We start from the raw sequence: 21,492 nt of genomic DNA on the forward strand, positions 1-21,492 counted from the left end.
GAATAGAATAGGGGCTTGCAAGAATGTCCCCGGCCCCGTCGCCGGGATGGAAAGGCTGTCATGTCCTGGACCGATGAACGTGTCGAACTGCTGAAGAAGATGTGGGCCGAGGGCCAATCGGCCAGCCAGATCGCCAAGGAGCTTGGATCGGTCACGCGCAACGCGGTGATCGGCAAGGTTCACCGGCTGGGCCTGTCGAACCGCACCACCGGCGCCGAGCCGGAAGCCGAGCCGGTGGCGGAAAAGCCCGTCGAGAAGTCGGTCGAAAAGGCTGCCGAAGCGCCCGTCAAGGCTGCCGAGCCAGCGTCGGACAAGGCCGACCGCGGCCGTCCGGCCGACAAGCCCGCCGAAAAGGCTGCGGACAAACCCGCCCGCCCGCGCGCCGAAAAGCCCGTGACCGAGCCTGCGGCGGATCAGGACGAGGCCGACGAGGCCCCGCCGCCCTCGGGTTCGGCGGCGGCGATGGAGGCCGGGCTTGCGGCCTCGACCGGGCCGATGCCCGCCGCGCTGCGCCGCGCGCAACTGGCCGCGGGGCAGCCGCTGCCGCCGCAGCCATCCGCCAATGAGATCAGCCCCGAGGCCCTGGCCTCGGTCCGCGAGGTCGAGCGCAAGGCCCGCAAGCTGAAGCTGATGGAACTGACCGAGCGCACCTGCAAATGGCCGATCGGTGATCCGGCGACGGAACAGTTCTGGTTCTGCGGCCTGCCCTGCCAGCCCGGCAAACCCTATTGCGAGGCCCATGTCGGCGTCGCCTTCCAACCGATGAGCGCCCGCCGGGATCGCCGCCGCTAGGCGGCGGACCGGCAAAACGGAAGAAGCCGGGATCGGCGCCGCTAGGCGGCGGACCGGCAAAACGGGCGAGGCCGGGATCGGCGGCGGTAACGCCGACGCGGCCCGGCAAAGCGAAGGGGGTGGCGCTGCTGGGGCGCTCTGAGGGATAAGGCTGCCTTGCCCCCTTGGCCTGCGGCCTCACCCCCAGGATATTTCGGCCAAGAAGAAAGGGCTTTCGAGGCGCGGGGCGGGGCTGTATACGCCCGCCATGAGCCAGAACCCGCCCGATCTTCGCCCCGATCTTGCCCGCGCCCGGATCACCGAGGTCGCCCGCCCCGGCCAGCCCGTCATCGGTATGGTCAGCCTTGGCTGCCCCAAGGCCCTGGTCGATAGCGAACGCATCCTGACCCGCCTGCGGGCCGAGGGTTATGCGATCAGCGCCGATTACAAGGGCGCCGGCGCGGTGATCGTCAACACCTGCGGATTTCTGGACAGCGCCAAGGCCGAAAGCTTGGACGCCATCGGCGAGGCCCTGGCCGAGAATGGCCGGGTGATCGTCACCGGCTGTCTGGGGGCCGAGCCGGAATACATCACCGGCGTTCACCCCAAGGTGCTGGCCGTCACCGGGCCGCAGCAATATGAACAGGTGCTGGACGCCGTTCACACCGCGCTGCCGCCTGACCCCGACCCCTTTGTCGACCTGCTGCCCGCGACCGGCGTCAAGCTGACGCCGCGCCATTACAGCTATCTGAAGATCTCCGAGGGCTGCAACCACGCCTGCAAGTTCTGCATCATCCCCGACATGCGCGGCAAGCTGGTCAGCCGACCCGCCCATGCCGTGCTGCGCGAGGCGGAAAAGCTGGTAGCCAATGGCGTGCGCGAGCTGTTGGTCATCAGTCAGGACACCAGCGCCTATGGGCTGGACCTGCGGCACGCCACGACCAACGGCCACCGCGCCCATATCACCGATCTGGCGCGCGACCTGGGCAGCCTGGGGGCCTGGGTGCGGCTGCACTATGTCTATCCCTATCCGCATGTACGCGACCTGATCCCGCTGATGGCTGCCCATTCTGAAACAGGCGGCCTGGTGCTGCCCTATCTGGACATCCCCTTTCAGCACGCCCATCCCGATACGCTGAAACGCATGGCCCGCCCCGCCGCCGCTGCCAAAACCCTGGATGAGATTGCCGCCTGGCGCGCGATCTGCCCCGACCTTACGCTGCGGTCCACCTTTATCGTCGGCTACCCGGGCGAGACCGAGGCCGAGTTCCAGACCCTGCTGGACTGGCTGGACGAGGCGCAACTGGATCGCGTCGGCTGTTTCCAATATGAAAACGTCGCCGGGGCGCGGTCGAACGCCCTGCCCGACCATGTGCCGGATGAGGTCAAGGAAGACCGCTGGCACCGCTTCATGGAAAAGGCCCAGGCGATCAGCGCGGCCAAGCTGGCGGCCAAGGTCGGCAGCACCCAGCAGGTGATCGTCGATGCGGTCGATGCCGAGGGCGCGACCTGCCGCACCATGGCCGATGCGCCCGAAATCGACGGCAATCTGTTCATCGACGAAGGGTTCGAGGGGCTGGCCCCCGGCGATCTTCTGACTGTCGAGGTCGAGGAAGCCAGCGAGTATGACCTCTGGGGCCGACCGGTCTAAGCGTTGCTTGCGTATTTGGGCAAGAAAGAAGCTGCAATCTTCCTTGTCCAAATACGCACGCGGGCGGCGCCAACGGCGCTATCACATGGCAAAGGACACGCCGCAGCCACAGGAGCTGCTGGCATTCGGGTTTTCGACCACGAAGCGCGCCCCGATCAGCTCATCCGTGAAATCGATCGTCGCGCCCGACAGGAAGGGCAGCGACACCGGGTCGATCAGCACCTTCTGCCCCTCGCCCTCGATCACCAGATCATCGGCGGCGGGCTGGTCCAGGCGGATGTCGTATTGAAACCCCGAACAGCCGCCGCCTTCCACCGCGACGCGCAGCGCCTGCGGGGCCTTGCCCGCGTTGATGGCGGCCAGGCGGGCAAAGGCGCGGGCGGTGACATTCGGCGGCAGGTTCATGTTGTTGTTCCCCTTTGCCTGCCAATGTAGGCTGGCAGCGGGACAGGAACAAGAAGGCCAAAGATGACAGCCCCCTATGCCAGCCAGCCCGGCGACAGCCGCGGCCGACTTTACCCCGAGGACATGTCGACCTTTCGCAGCCCCTGGCAGCGCGACCGCGACCGCATCATTCATTCCAGCGCCTTCCGGCGGCTGAAGCACAAGACCCAGGTGTTCGTCGAACAGGAGGGCGCCGATTATCGCGGTGACTATTTCCGCACGCGGCTGACCCATACGATCGAGGTGGCCCAGGTTGCCCGCACCATCGCGGGCGCGCTGAACCTTGATACCGACCTGGCCGAGACGGTGGCCCTTGCCCATGACCTTGGCCACCCGCCCTTTGGCCATACCGGCGAGGACGCCTTGGCGCGGCTGATGGAACCCTATGGCGGCTTTGACCACAACGCCCAGGCCTTGCGCATCGTCACCCGGCTGGAACGCCATTACGCGCGCTTTGACGGGCTGAACCTGACCTGGGAAGCACTGGAGGGCATCGCCAAGCATAATGGCCCTGTCCTCGCCCCCCTGCCCTATGCCCTGGCCGAGGTGAACGCCGCCTGGGATCTTGACCTCTCCACCCACGCGAGTGCCGAAGCCCAGGTCGCCGCCGTGGCCGATGACATCGCCTATAACCACCACGACCTGCATGACGGCCTGCGCGCCGGTCTGTTCACCGAGGCCGACCTGATGGACCTGCCCGTCATCGGCCCCGCCTTTGCCGAGGTCGACGCCACCTATCCCGGCCTTGACCCGATGCGCCGCCGTCACGAGGCGCTGCGCCGCATCTTCGGCATCATGGTCGAGGATGTGATCGCCGTCGCCCAGAACCGGCTGGCCGCACTGGCCCCGCGCAGCGCCGACGATATCCGCGCCATGGACGGGCCTGTGATCCGCTTCTCCAAGCCGCTTTACCAGAACCTCAAGGCGATCAAGGGCTTCCTGTTCACCCGCATGTATCGCGCGCCCGATGTGGTGGTCGAACGCACCCGCGCCACGGCGATGCTGGACGCGCTGTTCCCGCTGCTGCTGGCCCGCCCCGACCTCATGCCGGCTGATTGGCAAGCCGAAGCCCTGGGCGCCGACGACACGCAGCGCGCCCGCATCGTGCTGGATTATGTTGCCGGAATGACCGACCGCTTTGCCCAGGCCGAGTGCGAGCGGCTGTGTGGCTTGAGTATTTGAACAAAGGGGAAGCTGCATTCCTCTTTGCCCAAATACTCACCTTCCTACGGCACCAGCTTGCCGGGGTTCAGGATGCCGCACGGGTCAAACGCCTGTTTGATCGCGCCCATCACCGCCCAGCCCGGCCCGTGTTCGGCGGCCATCATCGCGCGTTTGCCGATGCCGATGCCATGTTCGCCGCTGATCGTGCCGCCAAGCGCCAATGCGCCTTCGGCCAGCTTCTCGGCCACCGCCTTGGCGCGTTTCACATCCGCCGCGTCCGACTTGTCGACCATCAGGATCGCGTGGAAATTGCCGTCGCCGACATGGCCCAGGATCGGGCCTTCGATCCCCGCCTCGGCAATCACCCCCTGCGCCATCGCCACCGCCTCGGCCAGGCGCGAGATCGGCACGCAGACGTCCGTCACCACCGCACTGGCGCCGGGTCGGGTGCGCAGGATCGCCGGATAGGCGCCGTGGCGCATGGCCCAAAGCGCGTTGCGCCGCGCCGGATCGGTGGCCCAGTCGAAGCGGCCCCCGGCATCGGCCACCAGATCGCCAAAGCGCGCCGCCTGTTCGGCGACACTTGCGGGGGTGCCGTGGAACTCGACCATCAGATGCGGGGTCTCGGGCCAGCTTTCGCCGGTGGCGTTGAAGGCGCGGACGGTGGCGGCATCCACGAACTCGACCCGCGCGACGTCGATGCCGGACTGGATGGTCAGGATCACCGTTTCGACCGCCTGTTCGATGCTCGGGAAGGCGCAGACCCCGGCGGCGACCTCCTCGGGTTGGCCGTGCAGGCGCAGGGTCAGTTCGGTGATGATGCCCAGCGTGCCCTCCGACCCCAGCATCAGCGCGGTCAGGTCATAACCCGCCGCCGTCTTGGCCGCGGCCGTTCCGGTGCGGATCACCGTGCCATCCGCCAGCACCACCTGCATCGCCCGCACATTGTCGCGCATTGATCCATAGCGCACCGTCGTCGTCCCCGAGGCCCGCGTCGCCGCCATCCCGCCCAAGCTGGCGTCCGCCCCCGGGTCGACCGGGAAGAACAGCCCGGTGGCGCGCAATTCGGTGTTCAGCGCGATCCGGGTCAGGCCCGGCTGCACCACCGCCAGCATGTCTTCGGGGCGAACCTCGACCAGCCGGTTCATGCGGCGGGTGTCCAGCACGATGCCGCCGCGCGCCGCCAGGGCGTGCCCCTCAAGCGAGGTGCCGGCCCCCCAGGCCGTCACCGGGGTGCCGCTGGCGTGGCAGATCGCCAGAATGGCACTGACCTCATCCGTGGTTTCGGGAAAGGCCACGGCGTCGGGCGGCATCGGCGGGTAAAAGGCCTCGGACGCGCCATGAAGGTCGCGTTCGGCCTGGGCGGTGGTGAAACGGGTGCCCAGCAGGGCGGAAAGCTGATCGAACGCAGTCATAGGGCCTCGGTTGCCTGGGTCAGCCAGCGCAGGTCGTCGCCGGTCAGATGCGGGGAAAGGGCGTCGCGGACGCGGGCGTGATAGGCGTTCAGCCAGTCGATCTCGGCGCGCGCCATGAGGCTGCGGTCGATCAGGCGGGTGTCGATCGGCACCAGCGTCAGGGTGTCGAAGCCCAGCATCGCGCGGCCTAGTTCGGCCTCGGCCTCGGCCACGACGATCAGGTTTTCGATACGGATGCCAAAGGCTCCGGCGCGGTAATAGCCCGGCTCGTTCGACAGGATCATGCCGGCTTGCAGCGCTACATCCGACATGCGCGAGATGCGGGCCGGGCCTTCATGCACCGACAGCGCCGCGCCGACGCCATGCCCGGTGCCGTGGTCGTAATCCTGCCCCGCCATCCACAGTGGCGCGCGCGCCACCGCGTCAATATCGCGGCCCGCCAGCCCCGTGGGAAACCGCAGGCGCGAGATGGCGATCATGCCTTGCAGCACCCGCGTATAGGGGCCGCGCACCGCGTCAAAGGCGGGGTCGCCCGCATCCCCGACCGGCAGCGTGCGGGTGATGTCGGTGGTGCCATCGGCATACTGGGCCCCGGAATCGATCAGCAGCACATCGCCGGGGCGGATCGCGCGGTCGCTATCCTCGGTCACGCGGTAATGCACGATCGCGCCATGCGGGCCAGAGCCGCAGATGGTTTCAAACGACAGGTCGATCAGCTCGCCGGTGTCAGCGCGGAACGCCTCAAGCTGGCGCACCACGGCGATTTCGGTCAGCGGCTGACCGGCGGAGATGGCGGCGTCCAGCCAGGCCAGGAACCGCACCATTGCCAACGCGTCGCGGTGATGGGCGGCCTGCATTCCGGCGATCTCGGCACGGTTCTTGACGGCTTTGGCCAGAATCACAGGGTCCGCGCCCTCGGACACGGACACCCCGGCATCGTCAAGTTCCTGCCGCACGGCCAGCGGCGCGGTGGCGGGGTCAAGCCGCACCGGGCCGGTCAGCATCCGCAACGCGGGCGCCAAGGCCGCCTGCGGGCGGATGCGGGTCGCGGCGTCCAGATCCAGCCCCGCCAGCTTGGAGGGCTCGGTGAAGATCGTCAGCTGCGCCTCATCGGTCAGGATGGCAAAGGCCTGCATCACCGGATTGCGCGGAATGTCGGCGCCGCGCAGGTTGGTCAGCCAGGCAATCGAATCGGGCAGCGTCAGCACCACTGCGCGCTGCCCGTCGCGCTTCAGCGCGGCGGCCATGCGGGCGCGCTTGTCGGCTGCCGCCTCGCCCGCCCATTGGCCGGGGTGAAGGCGCGCGGGGGCTGCGGGTGCGGCGGGGCGATCGGCCCAGATCCGGGCGACCAGATTGTCATGCGCGACCAATTCGATGCCGCTGCCCGCCAGGGCCTTCTCCAGCCCGGCGATCTGTGCGGGCGTGTGCAGCCAGGGGTCAAACCCCAAACGCCCGCCCTGTGGCAAAGCCGCGCGCAACCAGTCGGCAGGCTTGTCGCCCGGCTCGATCAGCACCTCAATCTCGGGCGCGCATTGGTCACGCGCCTGCAAACGATAGCGCCCATCCGATGCGACCGCCGCCCGGTCCCGCGTCACATAGGCCCCGCCCGCCGATCCGGTGAAACCGGTCAGCCAGGCCAGCCGGTCATCGCAAGCCGCCACATATTCGCCCTGATGGGCATCGGCACGCGGCTGCAACCAGCCATCCAGCCCCGCCTGGGCCATTTGCCCCCGCAACGCCGCCAGACGCGGCGGGCCGTTTTCGGGACGGGCGGACAGGGTGAAATCTTGCAGCATGGGGCCTCCGGCATGTCGGGCAAGATTGGGCCAGCGGCGCGCGGGCTGCAAGGGCAGCAAGGTGAGTATTTGGGCAAAGCGGAAGCCCATTTCCTCTTTGCCAAAATACTCATCCGCAATCGCCACCCGCGCGGCGCCGATTGCGGGGCGATGCAGCGTCAGGTAAAGCCCGATCCATGACCCAGAACCCCGCCCTTCCCGCCGAGATTTCCCGCCGCCGGACCTTTGCGATCATCTCGCATCCCGACGCGGGCAAGACCACGCTGACCGAAAAGTTCCTGCTGTTCGGGGGCGCCATCCAGATGGCCGGACAGGTGCGCGCCAAGGGCGAGGCGCGGCGCACCCGGTCGGACTTCATGAAGATGGAACAGGATCGCGGCATCTCGGTCAGCGCCTCGGCGATGTCGTTCGATTTCCGCCACTATCGCTTCAACCTGGTCGACACCCCCGGCCACAGCGATTTTTCCGAGGATACCTATCGCACGCTGACCGCCGTGGACGCCGCGATCATGGTGATCGACGGGGCCAAGGGTGTGGAAAGCCAGACCCGCAAGCTGTTCGAGGTCTGCCGACTACGCGATCTGCCGATCCTGACCTTTTGCAACAAGATGGACCGCGAATCGCGCGACACATTCGAGATCATCGACGAGATCCAGGAAAACCTGGCCATCGACGTGGCCCCGGCCTCCTGGCCGATCGGCATGGGGCGCGACTTCATCGGCGCCTATGACCTGTTGAACGACCGGCTGGACATCATGGACCGCGCCGACCGCAACAAGGTGGCGGAATCGGTGCAGATCAGCGGCCTGGACGACCCGAAGCTGGCCGATCACATCCCCGCCGACCTGCTGGCGCAACTGCGCGAGGAAGTGGCGATGGCGCGCGAATTGCTGCCCGCCTTTGACCGCCAGTCATTCCTTGAGGGTCACATGACCCCGATCTGGTTCGGCAGCGCCATCAACAGTTTCGGCGTGAAAGAACTGATGGACGGCATGGGCCGGTTCGGCCCCGAGCCTCAGCCGCAAAAGGCGGCCGAGCGGGTGATCGACGCCGCCGAGACCCCGGTCACCGGTTTCGTGTTCAAGGTGCAGGCCAACATGGACCCCAAGCACCGCGACCGGGTGGCCTTCGTCCGGCTGGCAAGCGGGCATTTCCAGCGCGGCATGAAGCTGTTGCATGTGCGCAGCAAGAAGCCGATGGCGGTGTCGAACCCGGTTTTGTTCCTGGCCGCCGACCGCGAACTGGCCGATGAAGCCTGGGCCGGCGACATCATCGGCATCCCGAACCACGGCCAGTTGCGCATCGGCGACGCGCTGACCGAGGGCGAGGTGCTGCGCTTTACCGGCATCCCGTCCTTTGCACCGGAACTGCTGCAAGGCGTGCGCGCGGGCGACCCGATGAAGGCCAAGCACCTGGAAAAGGCGCTGATGCAATTCGCCGAGGAAGGCGCGGCAAAGGTGTTCAAGCCCGCCATCGGTTCGGGCTTCATCGTCGGCGTCGTGGGCGCGCTGCAATTCGAGGTGCTGGCCAGCCGTATCGAACAGGAATACGGCCTGCCCGTCCGGTTCGAGCCGTCGCAATTCACCAGCGCCCGCTGGGTCAGCGGCCCGGCCGAGGCGCTGGACACGTTCGTCAATGCCAACAAGGGCCATATCGCCCATGACCATGACGGCGACCCGGTATATCTGACCCGGCTGCAATGGGATATCGACCGCGCCGAACGCGATCATCCCGACCTGCGGCTGAGTGCAACCAAGGAAATGATGGTGTGAGTGACGCGCAGGTAACGAGTGATGAGGACAGCGACGACCGCGCGGCGGTCGATGCCGATCAGCCCGATGCGGTGATCCAGCGCCGCCATGGCCTGCGGTCCAGGCTGCGGGTCGACATGCGATCGGCCGCGCTGATGACGCCCGGCTATCTTTTCATGAATGCGCTGTCGGCGGTCATCGCCTCATACGGGTTGCTGGCCGACAGCCCGGCGGTGGTGATCGGCGCGATGATCGTAGCGCTGCTCTTGGGGCCGATCATGGGGGTGGCACTTGCGATTTCGGACGGTGATCTGAAGCTGTTGCGCAAGGCCGGAATCTCGCTTCTGGCGGGGGGCGTGGTGGTGTTCGGCGTCGCCATGGCGATCGGCTGGGTGCATCTGGACAGCCCGATCACGAATGAAATCCGCTCGCGCACCGCGCCCAACCTGTTCGACCTGGCAATTGCCCTGGCGGGTGGCGCGGCGGGGGCCTATGCCACGGCCTCGCCCCGTGTCGGCGCAGGCTTTGTCGGCGTGGCGATTGCCACGGCACTGGTGCCGCCGTTGTCGGCATCCGCCATTCTGGTCACGCGCGGCGAATATGACGCGGCAGGCGGGGCGTTTCTGCTGGCCGTCACCAACATCGTCGCCATTCAATTCGCCGCCGCCATCGTGCTGTGGTTCAACGGCTTTGCCCGCGATGATGATGGCCATGTCGAGCTGATCAGCTTTCTGCGCCGCCACGTCGTCAGCCTGCTGATCCTGGCCGGGCTGGCCTTTGTGCTGGCGGCCAATCTGACGCGCAAGCTGGATGAGGAAACCTATCGCCGCCAGGTCCGCAACATCCTGAGCGAGGAAATGGCCGCGATGGAGGGCAACCGCCTGGACTCGCTTGAGGTGGTGACGCTTGAGGATCGGCTGCTGGTGCGCGCCAATGTCGAAGGCCCGCGCGACCCCTCGATCTCCGAAGTGGCGGCCTTGGCCAAGATGATCCCCAAGCGCAAGGATACCATGCCCGTCGATCTGCGCGTGCGCTTCACCAAGACGCGGATCATCACGCCTGAGGGCATCGTGACCGACCTGATCGAAGGCCCGCTTGAGGGGCCGCCCGCGCCGAACCCCTGACCACGGGGCTTGCCAAGCCTGCGGGCGCGGGGCATCACGGGGGCCACTGAGCCAGCGGGGGACATGCGGTGACAGGCCTGCCGATCCACGAAGTCGCCGCTTTGGCCGCCGCCCTGTGCTGGGCAATCACCGGGTTGATGTCGGCCACGCCGGTGGCGCAGCTTGGACCGTTCGGCTTCAACCTGATCCGGCAAAGCATGGTCACGGTGATGCTGGGGGCTTTCGTGCTGGCCACCGGGTCGTGGGTCGGCACCGACTGGTCGGGGGTCGGGCCGCTGATCCTGTCCGGGCTGGTCGGCATTCTGGCGGGCGATACGATGCTGTTCTTTGCGCTGCGCCGCCTGGGCCCGCGCCGCACCGGGGCGATGTTCGCGCTGAACGCGCCGATCGCTGCCTTGGCGGGCTGGGCGTTTCTGGACGAACGCCTGTCGACGGCGGCGGTGATCGGCGTCGCGGCCTGCGCGGTGGGGGTGGCCATGGCGGTGCTAGGCCGTCCTGGCCGGTCGGGCAGTCACCGGTTCGAGGCGATGCAGGGCCCGGTCTGGCAGGGCGTGGCCTTTGGCCTTTTGGCGGCGGCGGGTCAGGCCGCGGGGTCACTGATCGCGCGGCCGGTGATGGCCGCGGGCTTTGACCCGGCGCTTGGATCGCTGATCCGGGTCGCGATTGCGGTCGTCGGGCTGGCGCTGCTGATGGGCGTCTTTCACCGCCTGCCGGTGGCACGGATACAGGGCCGCCCGACCGCCGCGCTGCTGATGCAGATCGCCGCCTCGGGGTTCATCGCCATGGCGGTCGGCATGACCTTGCTGCTGTTTGCCCTGCAGGGCGGGAAGGTGGGGATCGTGTCCACGCTGTCGGCGCTGTCGCCGGTGCTGATCCTGCCGGTGCTGTGGGCGATCACCGGGGCGCGGCCTTCGGGGACGTCATGGGGCGGGGCATTGATCGCGGCGGCCGGGATGGCGCTGATCTTTCTGCGCTAGGATTCGAATATTTATGAACAGAAGAAGCCCGCTGTGCGGCGCTGAAGGATCCGGGCCTCTAGCCCTCGCGCAGGGCGCGGGCGGCGGCGCGGGCGGCATCGGTCACCGTGTCGCCAGCCAGCATCCGCGCCAGTTCGTCGGTGGATTGATCGGCATCCAGCCGCGCCACGGATGAGACGGTCACCCCGTCCACCACCCTTTTTTCCACGCGGAAATGATGGTCCGCCCGCGCTGCGACCTGCGGGCTGTGGGTCACGACCAGCACCTGCGCCGTATCTGCCAGGGCCTTCAGGCGACGCCCCACGGCATCGGCGGTTGCCCCGCCCACGCCCCGGTCGATCTCGTCGAAGATCATCACCAGCGCATCATTGCCGCGCGCCAGGCAGACCTTCAGCGCCAGCAGGAAGCGCGACAATTCCCCGCCCGAAGCGATCTTGTCCAGCGGCCCGGCGGGCGCGCCGGGGTTGGTGGCCACGCTGAAGGCCACGGTCTCCGCCCCATCCGGGCCGGGTTCGGCGGGGGTGATCTGGGTGGTAAAGACCGCGCGTTCCATCTTCAGCGGCGCCAGCTCGGCGCTGACGGCGGCGTCAAGGCGGCCTGCGGCATCGGCGCGCAGCGCCGACAGGCGGGCGGCGGCGGCGTCATAGGCGGCGGCGGCCGTAGCCACGGCAGCGGCGTGGCCCGCCAGCCCCTCGGCCCCGCCGTCGATCGCGGCCAGGCGGTCCGCCAGCCCCGCCGCCGTCTGCGCCAGATCGTCGGGCAGCACGCCATGCTTGCGCGCCAGGGCCCGCAGCGCGAACAGCCGTTCTTCCACACGGTCCAGTTCGCGCGGGTCGAAATCCATCGCCTGCGCGGCACGGTCCACGCCATCGGCGGCCTCGGCCAGTTCGATGCTGGCCCGCGACAGCGCCGCAAGGGCGGCATCCAGCGCGCCCTCGGCCCGGTCGGCTGCCCCCTCAAGCCAGCGGGTCGCGTCGCGCAGCATGGCCCCGGCGCCGTCATCGCCCAGTGCCTGCGCGGCGCGGGTCACATCCTCGCGGATGCGGGCGGCGGCCTGCATCTGGCGGCGGCGGGCGTCCAGCGCCGCATCCTCACCGGGTTCGGGGGAGAGATCCGTCAGTTCGGCGACGGCATGGCGCAGGAACTCCTCATCGGCGCGGGCGCGGTCCAGCGCGGCGCGGGCCTGATCCTCGGCCTTGCGCGCCCCGGCCAATGCCGACCAGGCGGCGCGCACCTGCGCCAGGGCGTCATCCGCCCCGGCAAAGGCATCCAGCATGGCGCGATGCCCGCGCGGGTTCAGCAGGCCACGGTCGTCATGCTGGCCGTGCAGTTCCACCAAGCTATCCGAGACCGCCCGCAGCACCTCACCCGAGACGCGGCGGTCGTTGATCCAGCCGGTCTTGCGGCCATCGGCGGCGTTGACCCGGCGCAGGATCAGCTCATCCCCGGCGGGCAGGCCCGCCTGTTCCAGCGCGGCGCGGGCGGGATGGCCGGGCGGCAGGTCGAACACCGCCGTCACCTCGCCCTGCGCCGCACCCGCGCGCACCAGATCGGCGGGGCCGCGCCAGCCCAGCACAAAGCCCAGGCAATCCAGCAGGATCGACTTGCCCGCCCCGGTTTCCCCGGTCAGCGCGTTCAGCCCCGGACCGAACGGCAGCACCAGCCGGTCGATCAGCAGCATGTCCCGAATGTCGATTTCGCGCAGCATGGCGGCCCGCCGCTTAGCCGTGGGCCGTCACAGCCAGCGGCCCTGGATGACCTGGCGATAGATCTTGGTCAGCCAGCTATCGCCCTTGGCCACAGGCGTCAGCCCGCGTCTGGCCAGCAGCTTGTAGGCATCGCCGTAGAAGGGCGAGGACTGGAAGTTGTGGCCCAGGATCGCGCCGGCCGTCTGCGCCTCGTCGGTCAGGCCCAGCGACAGATAGGCCTCGACCAGACGCATCAGCGCCTCGGGGGTCTGTGTGGTGGTCTGGTAATCCTCGACCACGACGCGGAAGCGGTTGATCGCGGCGGTATGGTGACCGCGCTTCAGATAGAAGCGGCCGATTTCCATTTCCTTGGCGGCCAGATGGTCAAAGGCCAGGTCGAACTTGTAGATCGCCGAGCGCGCATATTCGCTGTCGGGATATTCCTCGATCACCGCGCGCAAGGCCTGAAGCGCCTGGAAGGTCAGGCCCTGGTCGCGGCCGATCTCATCGATCTGGTCGTAATAGGAAAGCGCCAGCAGGTATTTCGCATAGGCGGCATCTTCATCGCCCGGATAGGTGTCGATGAACCGCTGGGCGGCACCGCGCGCGGATTCGTAATCGCGCGCCTTGTGATAGCCATAGGCCTGCATGATCAGCGCGCGCTTGGCCCATTCGGAATAGGGGTAAAGCCGCTCGACCTCCGAGAAATAGCGCACGGCATTGTCGGGCTTGCGGCTGTTTTCCAGCTCATACTCGCCGCGCTTGTAGATTTCCTCGGCGGTGAAACTTTCCAGATTGGCCGGAACCTTGTCGTCGCGCGCGCCGCCGCAGGCCGCCAGCAGGGCCGACAGGGCCACCGCCATGGTCAGCCTGCCCGCCACGCGCATCGTCGCTGGACCCCGATCCGTCATGCCTGCACCCCGTTCCGTCGTGACATGTCCCCCGGCAGACGGGGGCCCCCCATCCGGCGGGGGGTTGCGCAAACCCGGCAGGGAATCCCGCCGGGCATCGCCGTCCTAGCACAGCTGGATCGGGCAAGCAAAGCGGCCATCGCGCCCGCGCGACAGCGTGATCAGGCCGGGACCGCCGCACCAGCGGCAAGCTGGCGGCGGGCGGGCAGCGGCAGCGGGCGGCGCGGCTGGGTGGCGCGCGGCGGCGGGACGGGCACGCAGACCCCCGCGCCCAGCAGCGATTGCGCCTGCGACGGCGCCAGCACAACCCATTGCCAGTTGCGCGCATCGGCAAAGACCGCGCGCAGCAGCCGGTTGGTCATCGCGTGACCGGCGCGGTTGCCCGCGTAAAGCCCCTGGATCGGCGCACCGGCAAGGGCCAGATCGCCCACCGCGTCCAGCATCTTGTGGCGCACCGGCTCATCCGCGTGGCGCAGGCCGCCCGGCGACAGCACCCGGTCACCGTCAAAGACCACGGCGTTTTCATAGGTGCCACCCAGGGCAAGGCCGTTCTTTTGCATCGCCTCGACATCGGACTGGCGGCAAAAGGTGCGGCTATCCATCAGTTCGCGCACAAAGGCGCCATTCGCCAGATCGACGGTCTTTTCCTGATGGCCGATGGCGGCATCGGCAAAGTCGATGGTGAACTGCATGGCGAAGCGATCAGCCGGTTCCAGCCGGGCCACGGCATCGCCTTCGCGCACCTCGACCGGGCGCAGGATGCGCAGCACCCGCATCGGCGCGTCCTGGCGACGGATGCCCTGGGCCAGGATGCCCTGAACAAAGGGCGCGGCCGAGCCGTCAAGGATCGGCACTTCGGGCGCGTCGACCTCGATCACCGCATTGGTGATGCCGGTGCCAGCCAGCGCTGCCATGACATGTTCGATGGTCGAGACGCTGGCCCCCTGACCATTGTCGACCACCGTGCACAGGCGCGAGGGGGTGACGTGATCCCAAAGCGCCGGGATCTCGGCGGCAGGACCGGCGGGCAGATCGGTGCGGTGAAAGACGATGCCATGGCCGGCGGGCGCCGGGGCAATGGTCATGCGCACGGCGGCGCCGGAATGAAGCCCCACGCCGCTGAAAGTCACCCGCGATGCAATCGTCGTCTGCACAGCCATCGTCCTGTCGTTCAAAGTTCACATTGGGCCTCTGCCCTGACTGACAGCTATGGTCCGGCCCCGCCCCGGACAACTCACTTGTTGTTACCGGCTGAAACATCCGCCGCCGGTCCGTGGGGGTTTTTGCGCGACCCGCGAAAGAGGCATTGCAACCCGTTGTTTCAAAGCAAAAAAGACCGGGAAGGCCCGGTCTTTTTCAGAATGCTGGATGACGGGGTTGTGACCGTCAGTTGGCCTGGCGACGCAGGAAGGCCGGGATCTCGACCCGTTCCTGTTCGGGGTCGATCAGATCCTCGTCGTCATAGACCGGCTGCTGGCGCACGGCGGTCGCGGCGCGGGAATCACGCTGCGGCGCGGGGTGGCTGGCAGGCGCCTGACCTTCGACATGGCCCGTCATCTTGCTCAGCAGCGCGCCCAGGCCGCTGCGGGCACGGTCGGCGGCGGATTGCGCCAGATCGGCGGCTGCGGTACTGCGGCGCGGTGCCGGTTCGTCATGCAGAGCGCGGCCCGCCATCCCGCCCGACGATGCCGGACGCTTGGGCGCGGTAAAGACACCCGGATCGCCGTTGGTATCCAGATCGCGCATCGCCGGGCGCGCCGCCGGGGCGCTGTGGCGCGGGCTATAGGCGGGCGGCGGCATGTCGTCGCCCTCCAGATCGTCGATGTCGACGGCGCGGCGGCTGGCGAACAGGCCCTCATCGGGCGCGGCGTGACGATCGTGGCGATCAACCGGGCGCTCGGGCGCGCGGTCGACATGGCGGTCGACATGGCGCTCCACCGGACGTTCGGCCACGCGCGGCGCAGGTTGCGGCGCCGGTTCTTCGGCGCGACCGGCGCGCACGGCGGCGACGGCGGCGGCGGCCTGACGTTCTGCGCGCGAGGGTTCGGGCTGCGGCGCGGGCTCGGGTTCGCGCATCGCCGGCTGATGCGGCAGCGGCTGCGACATCGGGCGGCGCTGCGGCGGCACGGCGGCAGCCTCGACCACCGCGTCAATGCCGGTGGCGACGACGGACACTCGCATCACCCCCTCCATCTCGGGGTCCAGGGTCGAGCCGACGATGATATTGGCGTCCGGGTCGACCTCATCACGGATGCGGTTCGCAGCCTCGTCCAGCTCGAACAGGGTCAGGTCGAAGCCGCCGGTGATGTTGATCAGCACGCCCTTGGCGCCGCGCAGGCTGATTTCGTCCAAGAGCGGGTTGGCGATCGCCTTTTCGGCGGCCTGGATGGCGCGATCCTCGCCCTGGGCCTCGCCGGTGCCCATCATCGCCTTGCCCATCTCGTCCATCACCGAACGGACGTCCGCGAAGTCGAGGTTGATGATGCCGGGGCGCACCATCAGGTCGGTCACGCCCTTGACGCCCTGATACAGCACGTCATCGGCCATCGAGAACGCCTCGGTGAAGGTGGTCTTTTCGTTGGCCAGACGGAACAGGTTCTGGTTCGGAATGATGATCAGCGTGTCGACGACCTTTTGCAGGGCCTCGATACCCTCCTCGGCCTGCCGCATCCGCTTGGCACCCTCGAACATGAAGGGTTTGGTCACAACGCCGACGGTCAGCACGCCCAGCTCGCGCGCGGCCTGCGCGATGATCGGCGCGGCACCGGTGCCGGTGCCGCCGCCCATGCCTGCGGTGATGAAGCACATATGCGCGCCCATCAGATGATCGACGATTTCCTCGATCGATTCCTCAGCGGCCTTGGCCCCGATCGAGGGCTTGGCACCCGCGCCCAGACCCTCGGTCACTTTCAGACCCATCTGAACCCGCTCGCGCGACCGCGACTGTTGCAGGGCCTGCGCGTCGGTATTGGCGACGACGAACTCGACCCCGTCCAGCTTCTTCTCGATCATGTTGTTGACGGCATTGCCGCCCGCACCGCCGACGCCGAAGACGGTGATCCGCGGCTTCAGCTCGTCAGTGTCGTTCATCGTCAGGTTCAAGGTCATGCTGTCCGCCTGTTGTTTTTCCAGACGCCGCCAGCCAAGACTGCCCGCCGCCTGCCCCTTTTCCGGCCCAAATTAGCCCGATTCCCACTCGCCCGTCACGCGAAAAACGCCCCATGTCCACAAAATCTGGATGGGAACGGCCCGCTATCGGCGGCATTTTGCGCAAGGATCAGGATATGGGGGAAATCGGCGGCAGACTTACCAGTTCTGTTTGAACCACCGCAGCGCGCGGCGCAGCGACCGGGCCGGATAGCGTTCGGCGGGCAATTCGAAATCCCAGCATTCATCCTGCGGATGGGCGGCGAACAAGGCCAGCCCGACGGCGGCGGAAAAGCTGGGACCGGTCATCGCATAGGGCAGGCCCTGGATGCGCAGCGGGCGCCCCATCGTGACGTTGTGGCCCAGGATGCGCGCCGCCAGCCCGTCCAGCCCCGGCACCTGGCAGCCGCCACCGGTCAGCACGACCTGCTGGGTGGGCATGTCGTCAAAGCCCGCCGCATCCAGGATGGCGCGCACCTCCTCAAGGATTTCCTCGATCCGGGGGCGCATGATGCCGATCAGATCGGCGCGACTGACGCGGCGGCGGTCATAGGCCCAATCGTCGGTCTCGGACGCGCCTTCGGGCACCAGTTCGATCATCTCGCGGTCGTCCTTGCCGGTGGCCAGAACGCCGCCGTTCAGCGTCTTGATGCGCTCGGCGACCGGCAGCGGCAGCCGCAGGCCGGCGGCCACATCGGCGGTGACGTGATCGCCGCCCAGACGCACCGCATCGGCAAAGATCATGTGGTTCTTGATGAACACCGACACGCCGGTGGTGCCACCGCCCATGTCGATACAGGCGGCCCCCATCTTGCGGTAATCCTCGACCAAGGCCGCAATCCCCGAGACATAGGCCGAGGACGCCAGCCCCGCGAGTTCAAGATCGCAGCGCTTGATGCAATAGATCAGGTTGCCGATCACCGCCGCATCCACCGTCAACAGGTGCATATCGACCGCCAGCCGGTTGCCGGCGTGGTCGCGCGGGTCCGACAGGCCGGTGCGGTTGTCCAGCGCAAAGTTCACCGGTTGGGCGTGCAGAACCTCGCGCCCCGGTCCGATGTCGGGCAGATCGCAGGCGGCCAGCACCCGGCCCACGTCGGCCTCGCGCACCTTGCCGCCCGGAAGATCGATGTCGCCCGCAATGCCATAGCTGGCCGGGCGCGCGCCGGAAAAGCAGGCGATGACGTGATCGACGCGCTGACCGGCATGTTTCTGCGCCGACTGGATCGCGGTGCGGACGGCGCGTTCGGTTTCGGCCATGGTGTCGATTTCACCAAATCGCACGCCGCGCGACCGGGTTGAGGCCGCGCCGATCACCCGGAAATTGGCCTGACCGGCCAAAGGCCCTGCGCCATCATCGCCGGGCAGGTCGGGCACGTCGAAGCGCAGCACCAGGCAGGCGACCTTGCTGGTGCCGATGTCCAGAACGGCGATGGCGCCGCCCTGCAAGGCGCGCTGCCGGATTTCGCGCATGGCGCGCTGCGATTGGTAAAGATCGCCCATCCTCAGCCCCTTCGTTTCGGTTTCGCCGGTGCCGCGCCCGCCGTCGCCGGTTCTTCCACCACGACCCCGCGCTGCCGCAGCAGGTCGCGCATCGCATCCGGCCCCACCCGCAGGATCACGCGGCCGTCCTCGCGCATGTCGATGGCGGTGACGTCGCGCGACAGGATGTCTTGCGCCTTGTCCATCGCCAGCGCCCGTTCCAGCGCGATGCGGGCGCCCTCGGCGGGCAGCAGGATCCGTTGGCCGCGATCCAGCACCAGATCCCAGCGGCGATCACCCATCCGTTCCAGCCCGCGGACACGCGGCAGGATCGGACCGGCGGCATCCATCAGGGCGATTGCCTCGGGGGCGGCGCGTTCGGCGCCTTCACCCGCGACCAGCGGCAGATCGGCGCGCACGTCACGCCCCGTGACGGTGGCAACGCGGTGACCGGTGGCGTCGATGATCTCGATCCCGGTGGCGTGACGCCACAGCAGCGCGGGCTGGCGTTCGGTGATCGCCACCTCAAGCACGCCGCCGCGAATGCGCATGTCGACCGCCGCCACCGCATCCAGCGCGGCCACGTCATCGCGCAGCCGCGTCAGATCCAGATCAAAGCTGGACGCCGGCAGCGCGACCGGCAGCATGTCGCGGATGCCCTCGGCCACGATGGGCGACGCACCGTCGATCTTCAGCAGATCCACCTGAAACTCGGGCCGTTCCTGAACCGACCGGACCATGCTGTTCAGCCCCGCGCTCATCGCGTCGCGGCGGTCGGCATTGGACAGGATGATCCCGGCGGTCAGCGCGATCAGCAGCGCGGGCGCGCCGACCCGCACCAGACGGCGGATCATCGGCTTCAGCCACAGCCGGTTCAGACGGTACGCCAGGCGTGAGGGCGCAGGGTCGCGGCGCGGCGGGCGCGCACCAGCGACCGGCCCATAGGCCGTGCCCCGCACCGGGCGCGGCGACAGGCGGTGACCGGGGCCTTGCGGCCCGCCGGGGGGGGTCAGCGCATGCATGAGGCGTCCCTTACCAGCCAGTCGCACAAATCGGGGAAGCTGATCCCGGCATGGGCCGCCTGTTCCGGCGCCAATGAGGTGGGCGTCATCCCCGGTTGGGTGTTGGTTTCCAGAATGATCAACCCCTCGGCACCCCGGGTGTCATCCCAGCGAAAGTCGCTGCGCGACAGGCCCCGGCAGCCCAGGGCGCGATGCGCGCGCACCGCCCAGTCCAGGCACAGGGTGGTGATCTCCTCCGGCACCTCGGCGGGGATCACGTGCCGCGATCCGCCGGGCTTGTATTTGGCATCGTAGTCATACCAGCCCTCGGTGACGATTTCCGTCACCCCCAGGGCGCGGTCGCCCATGACCGCGACGGTCAGCTCGCGGCCCGGCGCATAGGCCTCGACCATGACCTGATCGGGCATGTCGGCAGACAAGGCGGGCGGGGCGTCGGCGGCATCATGCACGATGTAGACGCCGACCGATGAGCCTTCGTTCGCGGGCTTGACGACATAGGGCGGCGGCATGACATGGCGGGCGCGGACGTCATCGGCAGGGGCAATCAGGCTGTCGCAGACGCGCAGACCGGCGGCGCGAAAGGCCAGCTTGGCGCGTTCCTTGTCCATCGCCAAAGCCGAGGCGGCGACGCCGGAATGCGTATAGGGCAGGCGCAGCCATTCCAGCAGGCCCTGAACAATGCCGTCCTCGCCCCAGCGGCCATGCAAGGCGTTGAAAACGATGACGTCATTGCCAAACGACATCAGCCGCGCCGGAAGGCCCATACCCCCGTGCTGGCCCGCATCGACCTCAACCGTCTGATACCCCGCCGCGCGCAATGCCTGGGCGCATTCGCGCCCGGTCGACAGCGACACCTCACGCTCAGCCGAGGGGCCGCCCATCAACACGATCACCGTCGGGGCTGTCCTGCTCGACATGCCCAAATCCGCCTTCTTGTCGCCGGGTGGTCCCGGTCGTTATTCGGGCAGGGCTTCGCCCACCCGCATGATTTCCCACTGTAGCGAAATCCCCCGGTGCTGCAAAACCTTTTTGCGCACCTCCTCGCCCAGGCCTTCCAGATCGGCAGCGGTGGCGTTGCCGGTGTTGATCAGGAAATTGGGATGCTTTTCAGACATTTGCGCGCCACCCCGGCGGGCGCCCCGCAGTCCGGCTTCGTCGATAACTTTCCATGCCTTCAGCTCATGCGTGTCATCGGCGCGACCGGTCGAGCTGGCGCCCGATGGGTTGCGGAAGGTCGAACCGGCGCTGCGGTCGCGCGTGGGCTGGCTGGCGTCGCGGCGGTCGATCTGATCCTGCATCCGCGCGGCAAGCGCATCGGGATCGCCCGGGCCGGCGCGGAAACTGGCCGAAGTCACCACCCATCCATCGGGAAGGGTTGAGCTGCGATAGGCCAGGTTCAAGTCTTTCGCCGGGATTTCAACCACTTGCCCGTTACGGGTGACGGCCGTCACCTGAACCAGATGATCGGCGACATAGCTGCCATAGCAGCCCGCATTCATCCGCACCGCGCCGCCGATGGCGCCGGGGATTGTGCGCAGAAAGGTCAGGTCGAGCCCCGCCTCGGCCGCCTTGCGCGCCACATGCGCATCCAGCGCGGCAGCGCCTGCGGTGACAATTTCGCCTTGAATATCAATGCCGTTGAAGCCGCGCCCCAAGCGGATGACCACGCCCCGAATGCCACCATCGCGCACGATCAGGTTCGAGCCGACCCCCATCGGGAACACCGGAATGGCCGGGTCAAGCGCCGCCAGAAACGCCGCCAGGTCGTCGCGGTCGGCGGGCTGGAACAGCCAATCCGCCGGCCCGCCGACGCGCAGCCACGTCAGATCAGCCAGCGGGCGATCAGCGGTCAGGGTGCCGCGCGGGGTGGGAAGCGTGATCATGCGTGCGGGTTTAGCCGGATGCACGGGGTCGGGCAAGAGGGGCGGCAAGCCGTTGATTTTGATGGGGAGATGGGTTGGAGCAGCCGGGGGCATCCCGTCCCCGGACCCCCCGGGCATATTTGGGCCAAGAAGAAAGGGGGTTAGAGGGCGGTGATGGCGAAGGGTGGCCTGATCAATTTCGGGACTTGCGGCGGCAATGGCTGGCATAAGCGCCTCAGGGAAGGGACCGTAAAGGCACGGCGATGTGGGTGTGGTCGCGGTCGTGC

At 68.0% G+C, this 21,492-nt stretch carries 18 protein-coding genes; 7 read left to right on the forward strand and 11 right to left on the reverse strand.

All coding sequences use genetic code 11. The features are described 5' to 3' along the window. Positions 1-60: 60 nt before the first annotated feature. Both ACEYYA_RS13385 and rimO read left to right on the forward strand, forming a co-directional pair. Positions 61-792 carry a GcrA family cell cycle regulator gene (locus tag ACEYYA_RS13385; protein WP_374801411.1) on the forward strand — a complete coding sequence of 244 codons (732 nt, stop codon included), beginning with the start codon at positions 61-63 and terminating at the stop codon, positions 790-792. Between the two features lie 247 nt (positions 793-1,039). Then, positions 1,040-2,422: a 30S ribosomal protein S12 methylthiotransferase RimO gene (gene rimO, locus ACEYYA_RS13390; RefSeq protein WP_374801412.1), complete on the forward strand. Its 1,383-nt coding sequence runs from the start codon at positions 1,040-1,042 to the stop codon at positions 2,420-2,422. A gap of 81 nt (positions 2,423-2,503) precedes the next feature. On the opposite strand, the gene ACEYYA_RS13395 is transcribed toward rimO, so the two are convergent. Beyond that, positions 2,504-2,827: a HesB/IscA family protein gene (locus ACEYYA_RS13395; RefSeq protein ID WP_374801413.1), complete on the reverse strand. Its 324-nt coding sequence runs from the start codon at positions 2,825-2,827 to the stop codon at positions 2,504-2,506. Positions 2,828-2,890: 63 nt separating this feature from the next. Between ACEYYA_RS13395 and ACEYYA_RS13400 the strand changes: the two genes are divergently transcribed. Continuing rightward, a complete protein-coding gene (locus ACEYYA_RS13400; RefSeq protein WP_374801414.1) occupies positions 2,891-4,048 on the forward strand; it encodes a deoxyguanosinetriphosphate triphosphohydrolase in 1,158 nt (385 codons plus the stop codon). A gap of 44 nt (positions 4,049-4,092) precedes the next feature. On the opposite strand, the gene ACEYYA_RS13405 is transcribed toward ACEYYA_RS13400, so the two are convergent. Together ACEYYA_RS13405 and ACEYYA_RS13410 are read right to left on the reverse strand one after the other, a co-directional pair. Further along, on the reverse strand, positions 4,093-5,445 hold the full coding sequence (locus ACEYYA_RS13405) for an FAD-binding oxidoreductase (protein ID WP_374801415.1): 1,353 nt from the start codon (positions 5,443-5,445) through the stop codon (positions 4,093-4,095). Beyond that, entirely contained in the window at positions 5,442-7,241 is a 1,800-nt protein-coding gene (locus ACEYYA_RS13410; RefSeq protein ID WP_374801416.1) for an aminopeptidase P family protein, read from the reverse strand. The genes ACEYYA_RS13405 and ACEYYA_RS13410 overlap by 4 nt, the downstream gene beginning before the upstream one ends. A 12-nt stretch (positions 7,242-7,253) precedes the next feature. Between ACEYYA_RS13410 and ACEYYA_RS13415 the strand changes: the two genes are divergently transcribed. The 4 genes from ACEYYA_RS13415 to ACEYYA_RS13430 all read left to right on the forward strand — a co-directional run bounded on the left by ACEYYA_RS13415 (position 7,254) and on the right by ACEYYA_RS13430 (position 11,093). Further along, complete coding sequence (locus ACEYYA_RS13415; RefSeq protein WP_374801418.1) at positions 7,254-7,421, forward strand: hypothetical protein; 168 nt, start codon at positions 7,254-7,256, stop codon at positions 7,419-7,421. After that, positions 7,418-9,013, forward strand: coding sequence for a peptide chain release factor 3 (locus ACEYYA_RS13420; protein ID WP_374801419.1), 1,596 nt, complete (start codon positions 7,418-7,420; stop codon positions 9,011-9,013). Before ACEYYA_RS13415 ends, ACEYYA_RS13420 begins: the two co-directional genes overlap by 4 nt. Continuing rightward, on the forward strand, positions 9,010-10,116 hold the full coding sequence (locus ACEYYA_RS13425) for a DUF389 domain-containing protein (protein ID WP_374801420.1): 1,107 nt from the start codon (positions 9,010-9,012) through the stop codon (positions 10,114-10,116). Before ACEYYA_RS13420 ends, ACEYYA_RS13425 begins: the two co-directional genes overlap by 4 nt. A 68-nt stretch (positions 10,117-10,184) precedes the next feature. Beyond that, a complete protein-coding gene (locus ACEYYA_RS13430) occupies positions 10,185-11,093 on the forward strand; it encodes a DMT family transporter (RefSeq protein ID WP_374801422.1) in 909 nt (302 codons plus the stop codon). A 58-nt stretch (positions 11,094-11,151) separates the two neighbouring features. Here ACEYYA_RS13430 and recN read toward each other — a convergent pair whose 3' ends face one another. The 8 genes from recN to murB form a co-directional block, all read right to left on the reverse strand. Continuing rightward, on the reverse strand, positions 11,152-12,801 hold the full coding sequence (recN, locus tag ACEYYA_RS13435; RefSeq protein ID WP_374801423.1) for a DNA repair protein RecN: 1,650 nt from the start codon (positions 12,799-12,801) through the stop codon (positions 11,152-11,154). A gap of 27 nt (positions 12,802-12,828) precedes the next feature. Further along, on the reverse strand, positions 12,829-13,668 hold the full coding sequence (locus ACEYYA_RS13440) for an outer membrane protein assembly factor BamD (RefSeq protein ID WP_374801438.1): 840 nt from the start codon (positions 13,666-13,668) through the stop codon (positions 12,829-12,831). A 185-nt stretch (positions 13,669-13,853) separates the two neighbouring features. Further along, positions 13,854-14,846, reverse strand: a complete 993-nt coding sequence (gene lpxC / locus ACEYYA_RS13445; protein WP_374801439.1) for a UDP-3-O-acyl-N-acetylglucosamine deacetylase — start codon at positions 14,844-14,846, stop codon at positions 13,854-13,856. A 232-nt stretch (positions 14,847-15,078) separates the two neighbouring features. Then, on the reverse strand, positions 15,079-16,800 hold the full coding sequence (ftsZ, locus tag ACEYYA_RS13450; protein ID WP_374801425.1) for a cell division protein FtsZ: 1,722 nt from the start codon (positions 16,798-16,800) through the stop codon (positions 15,079-15,081). Between the two features lie 198 nt (positions 16,801-16,998). Further along, positions 16,999-18,342, reverse strand: a complete 1,344-nt coding sequence (gene ftsA / locus ACEYYA_RS13455; protein ID WP_374801426.1) for a cell division protein FtsA — start codon at positions 18,340-18,342, stop codon at positions 16,999-17,001. A 2-nt stretch (positions 18,343-18,344) separates the two neighbouring features. Beyond that, positions 18,345-19,343, reverse strand: coding sequence for a cell division protein FtsQ/DivIB (locus ACEYYA_RS13460; RefSeq protein ID WP_374801428.1), 999 nt, complete (start codon positions 19,341-19,343; stop codon positions 18,345-18,347). Continuing rightward, positions 19,331-20,260, reverse strand: a complete 930-nt coding sequence (locus ACEYYA_RS13465) for a D-alanine--D-alanine ligase (RefSeq protein ID WP_374801429.1) — start codon at positions 20,258-20,260, stop codon at positions 19,331-19,333. The genes ACEYYA_RS13460 and ACEYYA_RS13465 overlap by 13 nt, the downstream gene beginning before the upstream one ends. Before the next feature lie 39 nt (positions 20,261-20,299). Beyond that, positions 20,300-21,226, reverse strand: coding sequence for a UDP-N-acetylmuramate dehydrogenase (murB, locus tag ACEYYA_RS13470; protein ID WP_374801430.1), 927 nt, complete (start codon positions 21,224-21,226; stop codon positions 20,300-20,302). Between the last annotated feature and the right edge of the window lie 266 nt (positions 21,227-21,492).

This window comes from Paracoccus zhouxuedongae (assembly GCF_041927815.1).
Lineage (GTDB): Bacteria > Pseudomonadota > Alphaproteobacteria > Rhodobacterales > Rhodobacteraceae > Paracoccus.

Coding starts and splice junctions, on each gene's coding strand:
- ACEYYA_RS13415 (WP_374801418.1), top strand. CDS start 7,254: ATGTCGGGCAAGATTGGGCCAGCGGCGCGCGGGCTGCAAGGGCAGCAA.
- ACEYYA_RS13385 (WP_374801411.1), top strand. CDS start 61: ATGTCCTGGACCGATGAACGTGTCGAACTGCTGAAGAAGATGTGGGCC.
- ACEYYA_RS13400 (WP_374801414.1), top strand. CDS start 2,891: ATGACAGCCCCCTATGCCAGCCAGCCCGGCGACAGCCGCGGCCGACTT.
- murB (WP_374801430.1), bottom strand. CDS start 21,226: ATGATCACGCTTCCCACCCCGCGCGGCACCCTGACCGCTGATCGCCCG.
- recN (WP_374801423.1), bottom strand. CDS start 12,801: ATGCTGCGCGAAATCGACATTCGGGACATGCTGCTGATCGACCGGCTG.
- ACEYYA_RS13395 (WP_374801413.1), bottom strand. CDS start 2,827: ATGAACCTGCCGCCGAATGTCACCGCCCGCGCCTTTGCCCGCCTGGCC.
- ACEYYA_RS13420 (WP_374801419.1), top strand. CDS start 7,418: ATGACCCAGAACCCCGCCCTTCCCGCCGAGATTTCCCGCCGCCGGACC.
- ftsZ (WP_374801425.1), bottom strand. CDS start 16,800: ATGACCTTGAACCTGACGATGAACGACACTGACGAGCTGAAGCCGCGG.
- ACEYYA_RS13460 (WP_374801428.1), bottom strand. CDS start 19,343: ATGCATGCGCTGACCCCCCCCGGCGGGCCGCAAGGCCCCGGTCACCGC.
- ACEYYA_RS13465 (WP_374801429.1), bottom strand. CDS start 20,260: ATGTCGAGCAGGACAGCCCCGACGGTGATCGTGTTGATGGGCGGCCCC.
- ftsA (WP_374801426.1), bottom strand. CDS start 18,342: ATGGGCGATCTTTACCAATCGCAGCGCGCCATGCGCGAAATCCGGCAG.
- rimO (WP_374801412.1), top strand. CDS start 1,040: ATGAGCCAGAACCCGCCCGATCTTCGCCCCGATCTTGCCCGCGCCCGG.
- ACEYYA_RS13410 (WP_374801416.1), bottom strand. CDS start 7,241: ATGCTGCAAGATTTCACCCTGTCCGCCCGTCCCGAAAACGGCCCGCCG.
- ACEYYA_RS13440 (WP_374801438.1), bottom strand. CDS start 13,668: ATGCGCGTGGCGGGCAGGCTGACCATGGCGGTGGCCCTGTCGGCCCTG.
- ACEYYA_RS13405 (WP_374801415.1), bottom strand. CDS start 5,445: ATGACTGCGTTCGATCAGCTTTCCGCCCTGCTGGGCACCCGTTTCACC.